Source organism: Nocardia sp. NPDC006630, from assembly GCF_040611495.1.
Classification (GTDB): Bacteria; Actinomycetota; Actinomycetes; order Mycobacteriales; family Mycobacteriaceae; genus Nocardia.
This window is the reverse complement of sequence record NZ_JBEXOK010000002.1, coordinates 651,874-669,600: the sequence shown is the minus strand read 5'-3', so window position 1 is coordinate 669,600 and position 17,727 is coordinate 651,874. Positions and strand designations below refer to the sequence as shown.

General features: G+C 67.9%; 17 protein-coding genes. 11 read left to right on the top strand and 6 right to left on the bottom strand.

Going from position 1 to position 17,727, the window contains the following annotated elements; genetic code table 11:
- Genes ABZX86_RS07575 through ABZX86_RS07535 form a run of 9 tightly spaced genes read left to right on the top strand, consistent with a single transcriptional unit; the run spans window position 1 to window position 9,474 of the window.
- The gene (locus ABZX86_RS07575; protein ID WP_355121038.1) at window positions 1–1,368 is read left to right on the top strand and encodes an NtaA/DmoA family FMN-dependent monooxygenase; all 1,368 of its coding nucleotides are present in this window, start codon (window positions 1–3) and stop codon (window positions 1,366–1,368) included.
- Window positions 1,368–2,378, top strand: coding sequence for a 2-oxoglutarate and iron-dependent oxygenase domain-containing protein (locus ABZX86_RS07570; RefSeq protein WP_355121036.1), 1,011 nt, complete (start codon window positions 1,368–1,370; stop codon window positions 2,376–2,378). The genes ABZX86_RS07575 and ABZX86_RS07570 overlap by 1 nt, the downstream gene beginning before the upstream one ends.
- Window positions 2,375–3,661, top strand: a complete 1,287-nt coding sequence (locus ABZX86_RS07565; protein WP_355121035.1) for an aminotransferase class I/II-fold pyridoxal phosphate-dependent enzyme — start codon at window positions 2,375–2,377, stop codon at window positions 3,659–3,661. Before ABZX86_RS07570 ends, ABZX86_RS07565 begins: the two co-directional genes overlap by 4 nt.
- Window positions 3,654–4,451 (top strand): alpha/beta fold hydrolase, encoded by a 798-nt coding sequence (locus ABZX86_RS07560; RefSeq protein WP_355121033.1) that lies wholly within the window; start codon window positions 3,654–3,656, stop codon window positions 4,449–4,451. The genes ABZX86_RS07565 and ABZX86_RS07560 overlap by 8 nt, the downstream gene beginning before the upstream one ends.
- A 54-nt stretch (window positions 4,452–4,505) precedes the next feature.
- The gene (locus ABZX86_RS07555; protein WP_355121031.1) at window positions 4,506–6,041 is read left to right on the top strand and encodes an ABC transporter substrate-binding protein; all 1,536 of its coding nucleotides are present in this window, start codon (window positions 4,506–4,508) and stop codon (window positions 6,039–6,041) included.
- 7 nt (window positions 6,042–6,048) lie between these two features.
- Window positions 6,049–6,999: an ABC transporter permease gene (locus tag ABZX86_RS07550; protein WP_355121029.1), complete on the top strand. Its 951-nt coding sequence runs from the start codon at window positions 6,049–6,051 to the stop codon at window positions 6,997–6,999.
- On the top strand, window positions 6,996–7,871 hold the full coding sequence (locus ABZX86_RS07545) for an ABC transporter permease (RefSeq protein WP_355121027.1): 876 nt from the start codon (window positions 6,996–6,998) through the stop codon (window positions 7,869–7,871). Before ABZX86_RS07550 ends, ABZX86_RS07545 begins: the two co-directional genes overlap by 4 nt.
- Complete coding sequence (locus ABZX86_RS07540) at window positions 7,868–8,665, top strand: ABC transporter ATP-binding protein (protein ID WP_355121025.1); 798 nt, start codon at window positions 7,868–7,870, stop codon at window positions 8,663–8,665. The genes ABZX86_RS07545 and ABZX86_RS07540 overlap by 4 nt, the downstream gene beginning before the upstream one ends.
- Window positions 8,662–9,474, top strand: coding sequence for an ATP-binding cassette domain-containing protein (locus ABZX86_RS07535; protein WP_355121023.1), 813 nt, complete (start codon window positions 8,662–8,664; stop codon window positions 9,472–9,474). The genes ABZX86_RS07540 and ABZX86_RS07535 overlap by 4 nt, the downstream gene beginning before the upstream one ends.
- Here the strand turns inward: ABZX86_RS07535 and ABZX86_RS07530 are convergent.
- Window positions 9,471–10,289, bottom strand: coding sequence for a PIG-L family deacetylase (locus ABZX86_RS07530; RefSeq protein WP_355121021.1), 819 nt, complete (start codon window positions 10,287–10,289; stop codon window positions 9,471–9,473). The two genes, ABZX86_RS07535 and ABZX86_RS07530, sit on opposite strands and share 4 nt — an antisense overlap.
- Window positions 10,282–11,346, bottom strand: coding sequence for a YihY/virulence factor BrkB family protein (locus tag ABZX86_RS07525; protein WP_355121019.1), 1,065 nt, complete (start codon window positions 11,344–11,346; stop codon window positions 10,282–10,284). Before ABZX86_RS07525 ends, ABZX86_RS07530 begins: the two co-directional genes overlap by 8 nt.
- A 101-nt stretch (window positions 11,347–11,447) precedes the next feature.
- Here ABZX86_RS07525 and ABZX86_RS07520 point away from each other — a divergent pair, with 101 nt between their 5' ends.
- Entirely contained in the window at window positions 11,448–13,160 is a 1,713-nt protein-coding gene (locus ABZX86_RS07520; RefSeq protein WP_327145183.1) for a DEAD/DEAH box helicase, read from the top strand.
- 115 nt (window positions 13,161–13,275) lie between these two features.
- On the opposite strand, the gene ABZX86_RS07515 is transcribed toward ABZX86_RS07520, so the two are convergent.
- The gene (locus ABZX86_RS07515; RefSeq protein WP_355121017.1) at window positions 13,276–14,043 is read right to left on the bottom strand and encodes a helix-turn-helix transcriptional regulator; all 768 of its coding nucleotides are present in this window, start codon (window positions 14,041–14,043) and stop codon (window positions 13,276–13,278) included.
- A gap of 55 nt (window positions 14,044–14,098) precedes the next feature.
- On the opposite strand from ABZX86_RS07515, the gene ABZX86_RS07510 reads away from it, so the two are divergent.
- A complete protein-coding gene (locus ABZX86_RS07510) occupies window positions 14,099–14,665 on the top strand; it encodes a class I SAM-dependent methyltransferase (protein WP_355121015.1) in 567 nt (188 codons plus the stop codon).
- 8 nt (window positions 14,666–14,673) lie between these two features.
- On the opposite strand, the gene ABZX86_RS07505 is transcribed toward ABZX86_RS07510, so the two are convergent.
- Genes ABZX86_RS07505 through ABZX86_RS07495 form a run of 3 tightly spaced genes read right to left on the bottom strand, consistent with a single transcriptional unit; the run spans window position 14,674 to window position 17,717 of the window.
- Window positions 14,674–15,396: a haloacid dehalogenase type II gene (locus tag ABZX86_RS07505; protein WP_355121013.1), complete on the bottom strand. Its 723-nt coding sequence runs from the start codon at window positions 15,394–15,396 to the stop codon at window positions 14,674–14,676.
- Window positions 15,397–15,427: 31 nt separating this feature from the next.
- Window positions 15,428–15,988, bottom strand: a complete 561-nt coding sequence (locus ABZX86_RS07500; protein ID WP_355121011.1) for a hypothetical protein — start codon at window positions 15,986–15,988, stop codon at window positions 15,428–15,430.
- 1 nt (window position 15,989) lies between these two features.
- Entirely contained in the window at window positions 15,990–17,717 is a 1,728-nt protein-coding gene (locus ABZX86_RS07495) for a DEAD/DEAH box helicase (RefSeq protein ID WP_355121317.1), read from the bottom strand.
- Window positions 17,718–17,727: the final 10 nt, after the last annotated feature.

The following is a 17,727-nucleotide window of genomic DNA, read 5'->3' as shown; positions in this document are numbered from 1 at the left end:
ATGAGCACTCCCCGTAAGCAGGTCATCCTGGGTGCCTATCTCGGCGGCGTCAATCACCACACCGCCTGGTGGCATCCCGAGGCCGGCAGCCAAATCGATTTCAGCAGTTTCGAACACACCGCGAGAACCGCCGAGCGCGGCAAGTTCGACTTCTTCTTCCTCGCGGAAGGTCTCATCCTGCGAGAACGTGCGGGCCAGATCTTCGATCAGGACATTATCGGCCGCCCCGACACCTTCACCGTGCTGGCGTCGCTGGCTGCGGTCACCGAGCATCTCGGCCTCGCGGGCACCATCAATGCCACCTTCAACGAGCCGTACGAGCTGGCCCGCCGGTTCGCGAGCCTGGATCACCTCTCCGGTGGCCGCGCCGCGTGGAATGTGGTGACCTCGTTCGATGCCTTCACCGGCCAGAACTTCCGGCGCGGCGGCTTCCTCGATCCGGCCGACCGCTATGTGCGGGCCGAGGAGACGCTGAACGCCGTTCGCGCCCTGTGGGATTCGTGGGATGCCGAGGATGTGGTCGCGGACAAGGAATCCGGCCGGTTCCTGGCGCGCCCGGACGCCGGGGCGTTCGCCTTCCACGGCGATCAGTTCGACATCTCCGGTCGTTTCACCGTGCCGCGCAGCCCGCAGGGCAGGCCCGTAGTGCTGCAAGCCGGGGTCTCGCCGCAGGGCCGCGCCTTCGCCGCCGCCAATGCCGATGCCATCTTCTCCCCGTACGGCAAGCTGCCCGAGGCCGCGGATTTCTACCGCGATATCAAGGCGCGGGCAGTGGCGGCGGGACGTGCGGCCGAGGACATCAAGATCCTGCCCTCGGCGAGTTTTGTGCTCGGCGATACCGAGGCCGATGCGATCGAGAAGTACCACGCCATTCGCAATGAGCAGGTCACCGGCCAGACCGCGCTGATCCTGCTGGAGCAGATCTGGAACCGCGACCTGTCCGGCTACGACCCGGAGGGCCCGGTCCCCGATATCGAGCCGGATCCCGAGGCCGCGCCGATCATTCAGGGCCGCGCCTTCGTGCATCAGGATCGTTTCGCCACGGTCGAGCGCTTGCGCGAGGTCGCCGAGGCCAAGAAGCTCACGCTCCGCGAGGTGGTGATCGATCAGTTCGAACGCGGCCCGCTGATCGGCACGCCGGCCCAGGTCGCCGAGCAGATCGACACCTTCGTCCAGAACGACGGCTCCGACGGTTTCATCATCGGATCCCATCTGGTGCCTTCGGGTCTCGACGAATTCGTCGACACGGTGGTGCCGCTGCTGCAGGACCGTGGTGCGCTGCGCGCCGAGTACACCGGGACCACACTGCGTGACAATCTCGGGCTTCCGGCTGTGCGGTCCGCGGTATCGAACGCGAAAGGCCTGTGATGACAGCACAATTGCCGATCATCGATATCGCACGATTTCGTGGGAGCGACACCGAGCGGGCCGCCCTTCTGGACGAGTTGCGTTATGCCGCACACGAAGTCGGATTCTTCTATGTGGTCGGGCACGGTGTCCCGGAGGAATTGACCTCCGGAATCTTCGAGGTGGCGCGGGAGTTCTTCGCGCTGCCGCCGCAGCAGCGCCTCGAGATCGAGAATATTCACTCCCCGCAGTTCCGCGGATACACCTCGACCGGGCACGAATACACCGCGGGCGCACCGGATCGGCGGGAGCAGATCGATATCGGGCCCGAGCGGGAGGCCGTCCCCGCAACAGCCGGGGATCCCGCCTGGCGGCGGTTGATCGGCCCGAACCAGTGGCCGTCGGCGCTGCCGCGGCTGCGGCAGGTCACCCTGGCCTGGCAGGCTGAAGCACTCCGGGTGAGCCGGGAAGTATTGCGCGCCTTGGCCGTTGCGCTGGGTCAGGACGAGGGCTACTTCGATGCCTGGTTCGATGCGGAAGCCTCCACGCACGTGAAGATCATCCATTACCCGGGCCAGGACTCCGCGGGTTCCGATCAGGGCGTGGGTGCGCACAAGGATTACGGCTACCTGGCGCTGCTGCAGCAGGACGAGGTCGGCGGTCTGCAAGTCCAGGGCCCCGACGGCTGGATCGACGCGGAGCCGGTGCCGGGCAGCTTCGTCTTCAATATCGGCGAGATGCTGGAGATCGCGACCCAGGGCTACCTGATCGCGACCAGGCACCGGGTCGTGAGCCCGCCGGCCGGGGTGGACCGCTATTCGGTGCCGTTCTTCCTGGGACCACGGCTGGACGCGGTGGTCGAACCGCTGGTGCTCCCCGCGGAGCTGGCCGCGCAGGCGCGCGGGGTGAGCGCGGACGCCGACAATCCGCTGCTGGCGCAATTCGGTGAGAACGCCGTAATCGGCTGGCTCCGTTCGCATCCCAAGGTTGCCGAGAAATGGTGGTTCGACGTCCTGGAGGCGCGGTCATGAGCCGGGACTGGTCATTCGACACCCGGCAGATCCATATCGGCGCCCAGCCCGATCCGGTCACCGGTGCGCGCGCCGTGCCGATCTACCAGACCACCTCGTACACCTTCGACAATGCCGGGCACGCTGACGACGCATTCGCTCTGCGCGACTTGGAGACTCACGTCTACACGCGGGTGTCGAATCCGACGACCGCGGTGGTGGAGGAGCGGCTGGCCGACCTCGAAGGCGGGGTGGCGGCCGTCGCGGTGGCCAGCGGTCAGGCGGCCGCCTCGCTGGCGCTGTTCACCCTCGCGCGCGCCGGTGACCACATTGTCGCTGCCGCAACGCTGTACGGCGGCACCTACAATCTGCTCGCCTACACCTTCGCCGAACACGGCATCACGGTCGACTTCGTGACCGATCCGGATGATCTGGCCCAGTGGCGGGCGGCGATCCGCCCGAATACCAAGGCGCTCTTCGCCGAAACCCTCGGCAATCCGCGCGGCAATGTGCTCGATACCGCCGCGGTGGCGGAGGTGGCGCATGCCGCGGGCGTACCGCTGGTGGTGGACAACACCGTGCCGACGCCGTACCTGCTGCGGCCGCTCGAGCACGGCGCCGACATCGTGGTGCATTCGACCACCAAATTCCTGTCCGGGCACGGCACCGCGATCGGCGGAGCCGTCATCGACGGCGGCCGGTTCGACTTCCGCGCCGATCCGGAGCGCTGGCCGCAGTTCAACACCCCGGATCCCAGCTACAACGGGCTCGTCTTCGGCGAGAAGTTCGGTGAACTCGCCTATGCGGTTCGCCTGCGCACCAAGCTTTTACGCGATCTCGGACCCGCGGTGTCCCCGTTCAACAGCTTCCTGCTGCTGCACGGTCTGGAGACCCTCTCGCTGCGCGTCGCACGGCATTCGGAGAACGCCCAGGCCATTGCCGAATGGCTCGCCGAACGTCCGGAGGTAGCGCGCGTGCACTATGCGGGCCTGCCCGGAAGTCCTTGGCACGATGCGGCGAAACGGTATCTCCCGCTGGGCGCGGGCGGTGTGCTCGCCTTCGAACTGACCGGCGGCCACGATGCCGGACGTGGCTTGGTCGACCGGCTGCGGCTCTTCAGTCATCTGGCCAATATCGGTGATGTGCGCAGCCTGGTCATTCACCCGGCCTCGACCACACACGCCCAGCTCGATCCGCAGCAGCAGCTCGACAGCGGTGTGACGCCCGGCCTGGTGCGGCTGTCGGCCGGACTCGAGTCGGTCGCCGACCTGATCGCGGATCTGGAAGCAGGACTGCATGGCTGAATTCGACGGCGCGGCAGGCACTGTCCACTACGACCGCTGGGCGCCGCCGAATCCGCGGGCGCTGGTCGTGTTCTTCCACGGCCTGGGTGAGCACATCGGCAGTTACGAGCCCTTCGTGGCGGCCCTGAACGCCGCCGGGTTCGCCGTATGGGCCGGTGATCACGCCGGGCACGGTCGCAGTGCCGGTGTGCGCGTACTGATCTCGTCGGTCGACGCGCTCGTCGATGATGCCGCGACCCTGGTCGATCTGGCTCGGCAGGCGCATCCGGAACTGCCGCTGTTCCTGGCGGGGCATTCGCTCGGCTCGCTCATCAGCGTGCTGCTCACAGCCGAACGGGGCGTTCCCGCAAAGGCATTGGTACTGGCGGGCTCCTCCCTGGTCCCCGCCCCGGAGGCCCGCAATGCCCTCGCGGAATTGCTCGCCGCGGGTATCGACCCCTGGGATCTGCGCCGCGATCCCCTCGAGCTGACTCGGCACGAGGGGTACGCGCAGCAGATCCGCGATGATCCGCTGACCTGGCAGGGCGGCCTGCGCCTGGAAACCCTCGGCGCACTGGTCGAAACGGCGGCGCGACTGCCCGCGGTCCTGGAAAAGCTGCACCTGCCAGTACTGTTCGTGCACGGCGCCGAGGACGATATGGCTCCGGCCGCAGGCGTGCTCCGGGCGGCGCAGCTGCTGCCCGCGGCCCGCGCCGAGATCTTCCCGCACGACCGGCACAACATTCTCAACGAGCTCGATCGCGAGGACGTGTACCGCGTCATCGTGAATTTTGTCGCTGCGCAGCTATAGATCCCGAGGACGAGGGTGACACTCCTGAATTCAGCATGGGCACATCGTGTTCCGGTGGCCCTGACGGCGCTGTCCGTGTTCTGCACCGCCGCCTGCGGCACGGGTGCGGATACCGGCGCGCCGGCCGCCGTGCAGACCACGCAGGCGGCGACGCCGTCCGACGACAAGCTCGATACCGATGCCACGGTGACTGTGCGGCTGACCCTGGAGCCCACCAGCCTCGATACCTTCGGCACCTCGGGTGCGGCGCTGGATCAACTGCTGCTGGACAATGTCTACCAGGGGCTGGTGAGTATCGACACCACGGCCGGGGACAAGATCGTCCCGGCCCTGGCTTCCTCCTGGGAGCAGTCGCCGGACGGGCTGGCCTATACCTTCCACCTGGTGAGCGGTGCGAAATTCCACGACGGCACGCCGCTGACCGCCGCCGATGCGGTGTGGTCGCTACAGCAGCAGATCGCGCCCGGCTCGAAATCGATCAAGGCGGCGGCCTTTACGTCTATTGCCGATGTCTCTGCGCCGGATCCGGCCACGGTGCGGATCACGCTGAAACAGCGCGACACCCTGCTGCTGTGGAACCTCACCCAGCGCGGTGGCATCGTCTACAGGCAGGGCACCGACTTCGCCGGGATCGCAGGCGCGGAGAACGGTTCCGGGCCGTTCACGCTGGCGCAGTGGAACCGTGGATCGTCGATCACCCTGGCGCGCAACAACTCCTACTGGGGCGCGAGGCCCAAGGTCGCCAAGGTGGTCTTCACGTATATCAAGGATCCCAACTCCGCCAACAATGCCGAGGTGACCGGTCAGACCGATATCCAGATCGCCGCCGATCCGACACTGCTGCAACCGTTCACGGGCAATGACAAGTTCACCGTCCTGCGTGGGAGTACCACCGATAAGTTCACGCTGGCGTTCAACGGCGCGCGGGCGCCTTTCACCAATCCCGATGTGCGCCATGCCATCCGGCAGGCGATCGATCGGCAGGGTGCGATCCAGGCCTATGGGGCGGGTGTCGCGATCGGCAGCAATGTGCCACCGCAGGACCCCTGGTACGAGGATCTCACCGGGATCGACGCCTACAACCCGGACAATGCCAAGAAGCTCTTGGCCGCAGCGGGATTCGCGGACGGACTGCCGCTGACCCTGGATGTGCCCAATATCTATCCCACCACCATCACCGATCTGCTGGTGTCGGACCTGAAGAAGGTCGGCATCACGCTCACGGTGCATCAGGTGGAATTCCAGACCTGGCTGTCGAAGGTGTACACCAGCAAGGACTTCCAGCTCAGCCTGGTCGACCACGCCGAGGCCCGGGACCTGGACAACTACACGAAGCCCACGTACTACTTCGGCTACGACAACCTGCAGGTGCAGCAGTGGTACACCCAGGCCCGCACCGCCGCCACCGATGCCGACCGTGACGCGTTGCTGAAAAACGTTGCCCGGCAGATCTCCCAGGACGCCGCCGCCGATTGGCTGTTCCTGGTGCAGGCCACCACCGTGCTGCGCAATGGTGTGTACGGCGTACCGCAGGACGAGACGAGCAATCGGCTCAATCTGAGCACCCTCGCGGTCGGTAAGCAGGGGTGACGCGGCGGTGACCTGGTACATCGTGCGCCGTCTCGGGCTGCTCGCGATCTCGCTGGCCGCCGGCAGCGTGGTGGTGTTCGCCCTGCTGCGGCTGCTGCCCGGCGATGTGGCGACCACCATTGCGGGCACGCAGGCCAGTCCGGCCCAAATCGCCGCCATCCGTGCCGATTTGGGCCTGGACCGGTCATTGCCGGCGCAGTACCTGTCCTGGATCGGCGGGGTCTTGCACGGCGATTTCGGGCATTCGCAGCTCAATGGCACCGCGGTGAGCGCCGAACTGAATCGCAAACTCGAGGTGACGCTGCCGCTGGCGGCGGGGTCGATGGCGGTCGCACTGCTCGTGGCGGTGCCGCTGGGGACCTGGGCCGCCACCCGCAGCCGCACGGTCGCGGGCGGCGCGCTGAATGCGCTGTCCCAGTTCGGTATCGCGATTCCGGGCCTGTGGCTGGCGCTGCTGCTGGTGTGGGTATTCGCCGTGCAGCTGAGTTGGCTGCCCGCACAGGGCTTTCCGGTGGACGGCTGGGATCGGCCGGGACCGGCCCTCCGCTCCCTGGTGCTGCCGTGCCTGGCGCTGGGACTCACCGAGGGCGCGGTGCTGCTGCGCTTCGTGCGCTCGGCCGTGCTCGGTGTGCTGCACTCCGATTTCCTGCGGACCGCCCGGGCGACGGGACTCACCCGCACCCAGGCCCTGCTGCGGCACGGTTTTCGCAATGCGGCCCTGCCGGTGGTCTCGATTCTCGGGCTGCAGGTGGCGGCGCTGCTGGTCGGTGCGGTCGTGATCGAACAGGTCTTCACCCTGCCCGGTGTCGGCAGCATGCTCGTGACCGATATCGGCAATCGCGATCTGGTGAAGGTGCAGGGCGAGATGCTGATCCTCGTCGGCGCGGTGCTCACCCTCGGATTCCTCGTCGATATCGTGCACCGAATCATCGACCCGCGCATAGGGAGCACGGTATGAGGCGGGCGGCGCGGCGGTGGCGCACGCTGCGGACGGTCGCGGCGGCGGTGGTGCGTCGCCCGGCGGGAGCCTTCGGAGTCACGGTGGCCTCGGTGCTGGTGTTCGCGGCGGTGGTGTCGGTGTGGTGGACCCCGTTCGATCCGCAGGCCACAGATCTGCACGCCGCCTGGCTGCTGCCGTTTCAGCGCGGGCATCTGCTCGGCACCGACCGGGTCGGCCACGACCAGTTCAGCCAGCTGCTGGCCGGGAGTCGCGAAACCCTCATCGCCGCAGTGGGATCGGCCTTCCTGGCCGCCGTGCTGGGCATACTGCTCGCGGTGGCGGCCGTGCTGTCACCGCGGCCGGTGGGCGCGGTGGTGGTCCAGGCGATCGACCTGATGATCGCCTTTCCCGGACTGCTGCTGGCCATGGTGCTGGCGGCGGTATACGGCGGTTCGCTCGCGACCGTGGTGGCGGCGGTCGGCATCAGCGCCGGTGTCGGGGTCGCCCGGGTGTCGCGCGCTGAGATCGCGCGGGTGCTGAGCCAGGAGTATGTGCTCGCCGCGCGGGCCGCCGGCGCCTCGACCGGGCGGATCGTGCGAAAACACCTGCTGCCCAATATCGCACCCACCCTGATCGTCCAGCTGTCACTGGTCATGGCGCTCGCGGTGCTGGCCGAGGCGACCCTGACCTACCTCGGCTACGGCAGTTCCCCGTCCACGCCGTCCTGGGGCGGACTCCTGCACACCCAGCAGGACTACATCCGGGTCCGGCCGCTGCTGGTCATCTGGCCCGGCCTGGCCGTGGCGCTCACCGTGCTCGGCTTCAATCTGCTCGGCGATGCGCTGCGCGACGGCACCGATCCGCGCCTGCGCAGTGGAGGGCGGCCATGACACTGCTCGAAATCGACGATCTCACTGTGCGTTTCGGGGATGTGACAGTGCTGGACGGTATCAGGTTCGCCCTGGACGCGGGGGAGCGGCTCGGTCTCATCGGCGCCTCGGGCTCCGGGAAATCGCTGACCGCCCTGGCGATCCTGGGCCTGCTGCCGGAGGAGGCGCAGGTGCGGGGCAGTATTCGGCTCGACGGTGTCGAACTGCTCGGTCGCAGTGATCGCGAACTGTCTCGCATTCGCGGCAATCGAATCGCCATGGTGTTCCAGGAACCGCTGTCGGCCCTGAATCCGCTGATGCGCGTGGGCAAGCAGATCAGCGGACCACTGCGCCTGCATCGCGGACTCTCCCGCAAACAGGCACTGGCGGAGGTGATCTCACTCGCGGAGAAAGTCGGTCTGCCGGATGCGGAGCATCTGGTCCGCGCCTACCCGCACCAATTGTCCGGCGGCCAGCGGCAGCGTGTCGGCATCGCCATGGCGGTGGCATCCCGTCCCGCGCTGCTGCTCGCCGACGAGCCCACCACCGCGCTGGATGTCACCGTGCAGGCCGAAATACTCAGTCTGCTCGAAGATCTCGTCACCGAACAGGGCACGGCACTGCTCTTCGTGACCCATGATCTGGCGGTGCTCGCCCAGGTGGTGCGCCGGGTGCTGGTCATGGGGGAGGGCCGGGTGCTGGAATCGGGCAGCCTGGAGGACATTCTCAGCGCACCCACGCACCCGTACACGCGAAACCTGCTCGAACTGGCTCGTGCCGCGTCCTTCCGCCGTGCCCCCGAGGCTGCCCGATGACGATCACCGAAACTGGCCCCGCTACAGCGCTTTTGGAGGCGACCGGACTGCACCGCTCTTTCCGGCTGCCTCGCCGCGCGCTGATGCGACCGGCACCGATCCGGCATGCGGTGCGTGCCGTGAACCTGTCCCTGGCCGAAGGCGCGCGGCTCGGCATTGTCGGCGAATCCGGTTCCGGCAAGTCGACCCTGCTCCGCCTACTGCTCGCATTGGATCGCCCCGACAGCGGAACGGTCAGCTATCGCGGTCGTCCCGTGACCGGCCGCGACCTGCTCTGGTTCCGCCGCGAAGTGCAAGTGGTCCTGCAGGATCCGATGAGCTCACTCGATCCCCGCAGCATTGTGCGCGACTCCCTCGCCGAACCCCTGGAATGCCTGCGGATTCCGGGCGATCACGACGACCGGGTGGCCGAGCTCCTCATCGCGGTCGGACTGGAACCGGATGCGGCACAACGCTATCCCCACGAGTTCTCCGGCGGCCAGCGTCAGCGCATCGCCATTGCCCGGGCACTGGCTCCCCGGCCCCGGGTGCTCGTCGCCGACGAACCCTTCTCCGCCCTGGACGCCACGGTCCGCGGCCAGATCATCGATATGGTCCGAGACCTGGTGTCCCGCTTCGGACTCTCACTGATCCTGGTATCGCACGATATCGGCGTCGTCCAGCAACTGTGCGCCGAAATCCTGGTGCTGAAGGACGGCGCGGTCGTCGAACAGGGCGCGACCGAATCCATCCTCACGGCACCGGGACATCCGTACACCAGGGCGCTGCTGGATGCGGTCCCGACGCTGCCGATGCTCGGCGGGCGCTAGCGCAGCCCGGCGAAGAGGTCGGATTCCAGCGCGGGGGCCGCGTCGACGCGGTTTAAGTGCCGCACGAAACTCTCGGACGCGAAGACCAGCTGCTGGATGTCCTCGGGCAGGCGCAGGAACGGCATGCTGTCGCCCTGACTGCCGTGGGCCTCGAGCGCCTTGACCTTGCGCCGGACGTACGGGGCGACGTCCACCACGGCGGTGATCTGATCCATCGGGGTGCCGAAGTCCTCCGGCGGCTCGAAATCGCCCATGTCCTGGCCGCTGGCCTTGAAGGCCTCGAACATCTCGCGGGCGCTCTCGCGTGGAATCGCGGTGTAGTACAGCTTTTCCGGGATGCCCGAGGATTCCGCCGCCGCCAGGGCGATGCGGTTGGCCTGGATATGGTCGGGGTGACCGTAGTTCCCGTTTTCGTCGTAGGTGACGACGACCTGTGGCCGGTAGTGCCGCATGAGCTCGTCGAGCCGGGCCGCCGCCTGCACGACCGGGGTGTTCCAGAAGGCCTCGGGATCCTGATTGCCGTCCCAGCCGTCCATGCCCGAGTCGCGGTAGCCGAGCAGTTCGACATGTTCGATGCCCAGGATCGCCGCCGACTCGCGGAGTTCGGCGAGCCGCAGCGCCCGTACCGCGTCCGGATCGTGGCCCGGCTGCCCGGGTTTGATGCCGCCGGGTCCGTCGCCCTGCTCGCCGTTCGTACAGGTCACCAGGACGGTTCGAATGCCTTCGGCGGCATAGCGCGCGAAAAGGCCACCGGTGCTGATGACTTCGTCGTCGGGATGCGCGTGTACAGCCATGATGGTCAGTTGCTCAGCCATGAGTCCCCGTGGGTCGATGCGGTGGTTTCGGTTCCACTGTAGGAAGCGCCGCGGCGGCCCGTTTATGCCTGCGGGCCTCGAACCAGGCCCGGACCTGGGTGAGGCGGGTGGCGCGCGCGGGCCAGAACTCCTGAATGCTGGCATTGAATTCCGCGCCGAGGATCACCGCGAAGCCGAGGAAGAAGGTGAACAGCAGGAAGGCGATCGGCGTGGCCAGCGCACCGTAGGTGACACCGGTCCGGGTGACCCAGGCCAGATATCGGCGCAGTCCCTCGCTGGCGGCCATGAAGAACACGCCGGCGACCAGGGCGCCGCCGAAAAGCCGGTGAAAGGGCAGCGTGCGGTGCAGGGCCAGCTTGTACAGCGCGGTCAGGCCGATGATCAGCAACAGTCCGGCGCCCGGATAGTAGAAGGTGTCGATCAGCCTGAGGCCGGGCTCTTTCCAGCCGCGCGGCAGCACCCGGCCGATCAGCGACGGGCCCAGCGCGACCACCGGCAGGATCAGCACCGCGGCGATCAGGAATTGCACGTACAGCCACAGCGCGAAAATGCGCTGCCAGACCGGGTGTCGCGCATTGGCCTGCCCGTGTGCGGCGGTGATCGCGTCCACGAAGGTCGCCATCGCGGATGATCCTGCCCACAGGGAGAGCACGAAGCCCACCGACACCACGCCGCCGTGCCCGCGCTTGAGCACATCACTGGTGGTCGGTTCGATCAGGTCGTCGACCACGCTGGAACTGAACAGGTTGCGGCTGAAGGTGATGATCTTGCCCTCGACGATGTCGACCGTGTCCGGGCCGAACCAGTGCCCGACATAGCCGAGCGAGCCGAGCAGCCCCAGCAGCAGCGGGGCCAGCGACAATGTCTGCCAGAACGCGGCCGCGGCGGACTTGTTGAAGATGGAATCGCCCCACGCCTTGACCGCCACGTGCACGATGAGCTCGCGAATCCGGCCCCAAAGTGTGACGACGACCACGTCGGTCTCTGGCGGCGCGGACACGTCGGCGTGTTGCGGCGGATTGTCGTGCTCGTTCATGGTGGCTACAGCATCGCTCACCAGCGTTTCAAATGGGCGGGGACCGGCGATGTGTCGTGCGGCACTAGTTGGTGCTGTGTCGAATTGGTGTGTTGTCGGTCGGCATCGCTAATCTCTACCAAGTGACTTCGGGTGGTGGCGGTTCATTACGTGCTTGGCAGCGCAGGGCTCTCACCAAATATCTGACGAGCAAGCCTCGCGATTTTCTTGCGGTAGCCACCCCTGGCGCCGGTAAGACGACTTTCGCGTTGCGTGTGGCGGCGGAATTGCTGGCCGACCGCACCATCGATCAGGTGACGGTCGTCGCGCCGACCGAGCACCTCAAGCATCAGTGGTCCGGTTCGGCGGCGCGGGTGGGCATTCAGCTCGACTCCAACTTCTCCAATTCGACGGGTTCGACCTCCTCGGACTACCACGGTGTGGTGGTGACCTATGCGCAGGTGGCCTCGCATCCGTTCAAGCATCGGGTGCGCACCACGAACCGGCGCACGTTGGTGATCATGGACGAGGTCCATCACGCCGGCGATGCGAAGAGCTGGGGTGAGGCGGTCGAGGAGGCCTTCGGGGACGCGACCCGAAGACTCTCGCTGACCGGTACGCCCTTCCGCAGCGACGACTCCAAGATTCCGTTCATCACCTATGAGGCCGATGAATCCGGCTTCGAGAAGTCGCGCGCCGATCACACCTACGGTTACTCCGAGGCGCTGGCCGACGGCGTGGTGCGGCCCGTGGTCTTCCTGGCCTACTCCGGTGAGGCGCACTGGCGCGACAGCGCCGGCGACGAGTACTCCGCCCGCCTGGGTGAGCCGCTCAGCGCCGAACACACCGCCCGCGCCTGGCGCACCGCCCTGGACCCGGCGGGCGACTGGATGTCGAAGGTGCTCATTGCCGCCGACACCCGGCTGCGACAGCTGCGCGCCACCGGTATGCCCGATGCGGGCGGCCTGGTCATCGCCACCGATCAGGACAAGGCGCGCGACTACGCCGAACTGCTGGAACATATTTCGGGAACCAAGCCGACCATCGTGCTCTCCGACGATCCGGCGTCCTCGAGCCGGATCGGCGAGTTCAGCGGGAACACCGACCCGTGGATGGTCGCGGTGCGCATGGTGTCCGAGGGCGTCGACGTCCCGCGTCTCGCGGTCGGCGTGTACGCCACCAGTGCCTCGACCCCGCTGTACTTCGCGCAGGCCATCGGCCGTTTCGTGCGTGCCCGCAAGACTGGGGAGACCGCCAGCGTCTTCGTGCCGTCGGTGCCGGTGCTGCTGGATCTGGCCGCGCAGCTGGAGGTCCAGCGCGACCATGTCATCGGCAAGCCGCATCGGGAGAAGAGCGATCTCGACGACGAACTGCTGATCGACGCGAACAAGCAGAAGGACGAACCGGGCGAGGAGGAGAAGAAGTTCATCGCCCTGGCTGCCGACGCCGAGCTCGATCAGGTCATCTACGACGGCGACTCCTTCGGCACCGCCACCTTCTCCGGCAGCGATGAGGAAGCCGACTACCTCGGCATTCCGGGCCTCCTCGACGCCGATCAGATGCGCGCCCTGCTGAATGACCGTCAGTCCCGCCAACTCCAGGACCGCAGCGCCGCAGCCGAATCCGGCCGCCCCCTGCTCACCAACGCCGCCTCCGCCGAACGCACCGCCACCTCCGACCGCCTCGGCGAACTCCGCCGCGAACTCAACAGCCTGGTCGCCATGCACCACCACCGCACCGGCAAGGCCCACGGCGTCATCCACGGCGAGCTACGAAGAGAGTGCGGCGGCCCGCCCACCGCCCTCGCCACCGCCGACCAGCTGACCGAACGCATCGCAGCCCTGCGCCGCATGTAGATCGTCAGTTGTTCACTGGCCGAACATCCTTCGCCACCACGGGCGAGCGGGGTGGTGATCGGCCGGGGGAGTTGCTGCCGCGATGGCAGAGGGTAGCGGCGATCGGCGGTGCGGGTCAGTGGGCGAAGTAGCGGCCGGGGGAGACGCCCACCTCGCGGCGGAAGGCGGCGACGTAGGCGCTGGGGGTGGCGTAGCCGACGCGGGCGGCGATGCGGGCCAGGGGCATGGCGGCGGCCAGGTGGGGGAGGGAGGCGGCCAGGCGGACCTGGGTTCGCCACTGGCCGAAGGTGATTCCGGTTTCCGCGACGAAGGTGCGGGCCAGGGTGCGCGGACTCGCGGCGGCAGCGACGGCGAATTGGTGCAGGGTGCGGGCATCGGCGGGGTCGGCGACGAGGGCCTCGGCCACGTGCCGGGCGCGCGGATCCTCGGGCATGCGCGCCCCGATGGGGATCACCTCGACCGGTCGGAGCAGATCGAAGACCACGCCCTCCGCACGTTCGCGCTGGACGGCCGTCGTCGTATCAGCGGTGAGGTGCTCGAACAGTTCGTGCAGCAGCCGCGGCACCCGCAGCATGGTCGGCGCCGGGAAATTCGCGGGGCTGCGGGCCGGTTCCAGGAAGATGCCGCTCATGACGGCGCCGTCGCAGGTGCCGGTGCGATGGTGCACGCCGCCGGGAATCCACAGTGCGCGGGTGGGCGGCAGCACCCACCTGCCCGCACCGATCTCGACCGTCATGACTCCCCGTGCGGCCCAGACGATCTGGTGCTGTGGATGCTCGTGCTCCTCGAACCAGTGCCCGGCGCGCAGCGAGCCCACGCCGAACCACATGGCAGTGGGCCCGGTCGGTGCGTCGAAAACGGGGGCTTGGCTGTCTGGCGACACAATCTGTCACCGTAGTCTCTCGTGGTCGCAGCGAGACCCGCCTACCGTCACAACCATGGCAATGAACATCTTCCATCAGCTGCTATGCCGTTCCAGCGCGTGGGAACGCAACAGTGCCACCCGCATCGTCCCGTGGGCCCTGGGCGGGGTGGAACTCGGTGACAGTGCGCTTGAGGTCGGCCCCGGTTACGGTGCGAACGTGCGCACTCTGAGCGCGCGCACCACCGCGCTCACCGGTTTGGAAATCGACCCCGCCCTTGCCGCCCGATTGCGTGCTCGCCGCGGTGAGCAGCTGCGGGTCCTGGAGGGCGACGGCACCGCAATGCCCCTGCCGGACAAGGAATTCAGCTCGGTGGTCTGCTTCACCATGCTGCACCACGTCCCGTCACCCGCGCAGCAGGACGCCCTGTTCGCCGAGGCCTTCCGGGTGCTGCGCCCCGAAGGCGTCTTCGCGGGCAGTGACGGCCTGGACAGCCGCGCCTTCCGCCTCATGCACATTGGCGACACCTGTGTCCCCGTACCACCGGCCACCCTCACCGATCGCCTAGCCGGCATCGGCTTCACCGATATCGAGATCGGCACCGCCGCAAACCAATTCCGCTTCCGGGCGCGCAGACCCTGAACCCGCGGTCAGCAGCCCAGCTGGCTGGCCAGATCGAGGAAGTCGCGCGCATTGATATCGAAGTCGTCTTCGTAGCTCACGTCCACGGCGCCGTCCGGGCCGAACTCCAGCGGCCGGGCGACGAAAGCGGTCCGGAACCCGAGCGCACCCGCCGCGCGAATGTCGTACTTGTGGCTCGCCACCATCATGATTTCCGCCGGCGCGAAACCCAGGTACCGCGCCGCCATGGCATAGATGGCCGGGTCCGGTTTGAAGGCGCCCGCCATTTCCGCCGTGAACACCGCATCCCACAGCAGCCCCGCTCGCTTCGAGATATCCACCACGGCAGCGACATCCGCATTCGACAGCGTGGCGAGGGTGAAGCGGGTCCCCAGCCGCCCCAGTCCCACTACCGTATCGGGCCACGCCACCATGCGCCGCCAGGACAGCGTCAGCTCGTCCCGCTCATCCGGGGTGAGGGTGAGGCCGTCCTCGGCCAGCAGCCGGTCCAGCGCACGGCGGTACACCGAGTGCACCGTCACCCAGGCCGCATCACGCTGCGGCGTCGCGGCTTTGAGCGCCGTGAAGTACTCCGCCCGCCACCGATCCGTGAATCCGGCCCAGTCCACGTCCGGATACCGGGCGCCCGCAATACGTCTCGCCGCAGCGGTCACCACCGAGTGGAAGTCCACCGTGGTGCCCTGCACATCGAACAGCAATGCCCGCAGGTTCGCGTTCCCCTGAATAGTCACCCCCGCATCCAAGCACTCGGCGCGGGCGCTACTACCCGGTGGTGACGCCGAAGAACGTAGCGGGATCGAGCGTATCGATCGAGGTCCACCGTGCCGGACCGGTTTCGCCGGTCGCCGACGCCGCTGTGGCGCCGGTGCGATAGCCCTGCAGATCCAGTGCCAGCCAGGGCGTTTCGTCGACCCGCCGGGCCAGCGCGTAACAGGTGGCGAGCATATGGACGCAGCGTTCGGTGCGGGCGCGGCAGGAGCAGTCCGTCCGCGCGAGCTGGGGTTTGACGGTGATGCCGTGCTCGGCGAGTGCGGCGCGGTGTTCGTCGGTGAGCGTCAGGGTTTCCGCCGGAATCAGTTTCCCGATGGCCGTGATGGTCGCGGCGGACAGCGGCGTCAGCTCCAGATAGGTCACCGAGGCCTCGGCGCCGCGGTGGATGGTGGCCCGCACGATGGTGTTCTCGATTTCGGTCTGCACCAGGTTGTTGCGGGCGATGCTGTAGGCGCGGGGGAGCAGCGGCTCCGGCTTGCTGACCTTGAGCGGCTGCGCGAGCCGGACCCAGTCCATGCCCCAGCTGGTGTACCCGAATTCATTGTCGGCCATATCAGTTGCCTCGCTTCCGGCGCAGGAGTTCGAACAGCCGGTCGTCGTCGAGCCGGGCCAGCCCGGCGACGCCGGCGGAATCGGTGAGATCGGTGAGCGCGGATTTGCGGTCGTGCATGCCCGCGATGTGCTCCTCGATGGTGGTGCCCGAGGTGAGCGTGGTGACGGTGACCGTGCGGGTCTGCCCGATGCGGTGCGCCCGGTCGGAGGCCTGCGCCTCGACAGCCGGATTCCACCAGCGGTCGAAGTGGATGACATCGGCGGCCCGGGTGAGCGTGAGACCGGTGCCCGCCGCCCGCAGGCTCAGCACCAATACCGGTGGCCCGTCCGCGGATTGGAAGTCGGTGACGATCTCGGTCCGCTGCGCCTGATTCAGCCCGCCGTGGAAGAACGGCACGGTGATCCCGAGCTCCTCGGCGCAGTGCCGCACCAGCAGTTCGCCGGTGCGCCGGTACTGGGTGAACACCAGCGTGGGCGCGTCCGCGCCGACATTGTTGGCGAGAATATCGGCGCACACATCGAACTTGCCGGAGCGCCCGGACAATTCGTCCAGATCGCCGGTGATCAGTCCCGGGTGATTGCACACCTGCTTCAATTCGGTGAGCACCGCCAGCAGCCGGGTGTGCCGCTGCCCGCCGGATCCGAAGCCCTCCTCCTCGGCCCGATCGAGCAGCTGGTCGTAGATCCGTTCCTGTTCGCGAGTGAGATCGCAGACCAGATCGCAGTGGATCTTGGGCGGCAGCGAGCCCGCCACCTCGGACTTGCGCCGGGCCAGCACCACCGGCTCGATGGCATCACGTAGTCGCAGCACCGCCGGTCCGGACCCCTCGTTGATCGGCCGCACGAACCGCCGCCGGAACTGGGTCTTGTGAGTGAACTCGTGCGGCACAACCAGATTGAGCAGCGCCCAGAGCTCTTCGAGATGATTCTCGACCGGTGTGCCGGTCAGGGCCACCCGGGCGTCCGCCGGAATGGCGCGCGCCGCCTTGGCGACCTGGGTGCGCGGATTCTTCAGCACCTGGGCCTCGTCGAAAACAATGCTCGCCCACCGCATTCCCTGCAGCGCGGGCCCGTGCCCCCGCAGCGTCGGATATCCGGTGACCAGAACCGTGCCCGCCGCGGCCTCGGGTAGCTCGCCGCCGCGCCAGCCGATCGCCCGCAGCCCGGGCCCGAATCGCTCGATCTCGTGCACCCAGTTGCCGACCAGGGAGGTCGGGCACACCACCAGGTGCGGCCGCGCCTCCGCCCGCCCGAGCAGATACCCGATCGCCTGGACCGTCTTGCCCAGGCCCATCTCATCGGCGAGCACCGCACCGCCGTGCGTATCGGTGGTCTCGTGCAGCCAGGCGATGCCGCGCGCCTGATAGGGCCGCAGCTCGGCCTTCAGGCTCGTGCGCAGCTCACCGGACAGCGCCACGGTGTCCTGTAGGACCCGCAATGCGCGGGCCGCGGCAACAATGGCCGTCCCGCCCGCATTGGGCGTGGCGTGCGCGGCAGGCGGCAGCGCCGGCTGCTCACCCTGCAGCGCGGCCCGCCAGGCCAGCGCCGAGGCCCCGGGATCGGACAGTTCCAGCCCCAGATAGCGCTCCGGCTCCACCAGAACGCACGGCACCTCCGCGACCGCGATGCCCCGGCCGTCCGGCACGGCCAGCGCGACCGCCTCGGGATCGCCGGGGATTTTCGGTACCTCACCCACCGCCGACCCGTCCCAGGTCCACAGGGCGAACATGTGACGATCG

Excerpts from the sequence above, each read along its gene's own strand:
- ABZX86_RS07565 (WP_355121035.1), top strand. The coding sequence starts at position 2,375 with ATGAGCCGGGACTGGTCATTCGACACCCGGCAGATCCATATCGGCGCC.
- ABZX86_RS07570 (WP_355121036.1), top strand. The coding sequence starts at position 1,368 with ATGACAGCACAATTGCCGATCATCGATATCGCACGATTTCGTGGGAGC.
- ABZX86_RS07530 (WP_355121021.1), bottom strand. The coding sequence starts at position 10,289 with ATGGCTGAGCAACTGACCATCATGGCTGTACACGCGCATCCCGACGAC.
- ABZX86_RS07560 (WP_355121033.1), top strand. The coding sequence starts at position 3,654 with ATGGCTGAATTCGACGGCGCGGCAGGCACTGTCCACTACGACCGCTGG.
- ABZX86_RS07575 (WP_355121038.1), top strand. The coding sequence starts at position 1 with ATGAGCACTCCCCGTAAGCAGGTCATCCTGGGTGCCTATCTCGGCGGC.
- ABZX86_RS07510 (WP_355121015.1), top strand. The coding sequence starts at position 14,099 with ATGGCAATGAACATCTTCCATCAGCTGCTATGCCGTTCCAGCGCGTGG.
- ABZX86_RS07495 (WP_355121317.1), bottom strand. The coding sequence starts at position 17,717 with ATGTTCGCCCTGTGGACCTGGGACGGGTCGGCGGTGGGTGAGGTACCG.
- ABZX86_RS07535 (WP_355121023.1), top strand. The coding sequence starts at position 8,662 with ATGACGATCACCGAAACTGGCCCCGCTACAGCGCTTTTGGAGGCGACC.
- ABZX86_RS07500 (WP_355121011.1), bottom strand. The coding sequence starts at position 15,988 with ATGGCCGACAATGAATTCGGGTACACCAGCTGGGGCATGGACTGGGTC.
- ABZX86_RS07540 (WP_355121025.1), top strand. The coding sequence starts at position 7,868 with ATGACACTGCTCGAAATCGACGATCTCACTGTGCGTTTCGGGGATGTG.
- ABZX86_RS07545 (WP_355121027.1), top strand. The coding sequence starts at position 6,996 with ATGAGGCGGGCGGCGCGGCGGTGGCGCACGCTGCGGACGGTCGCGGCG.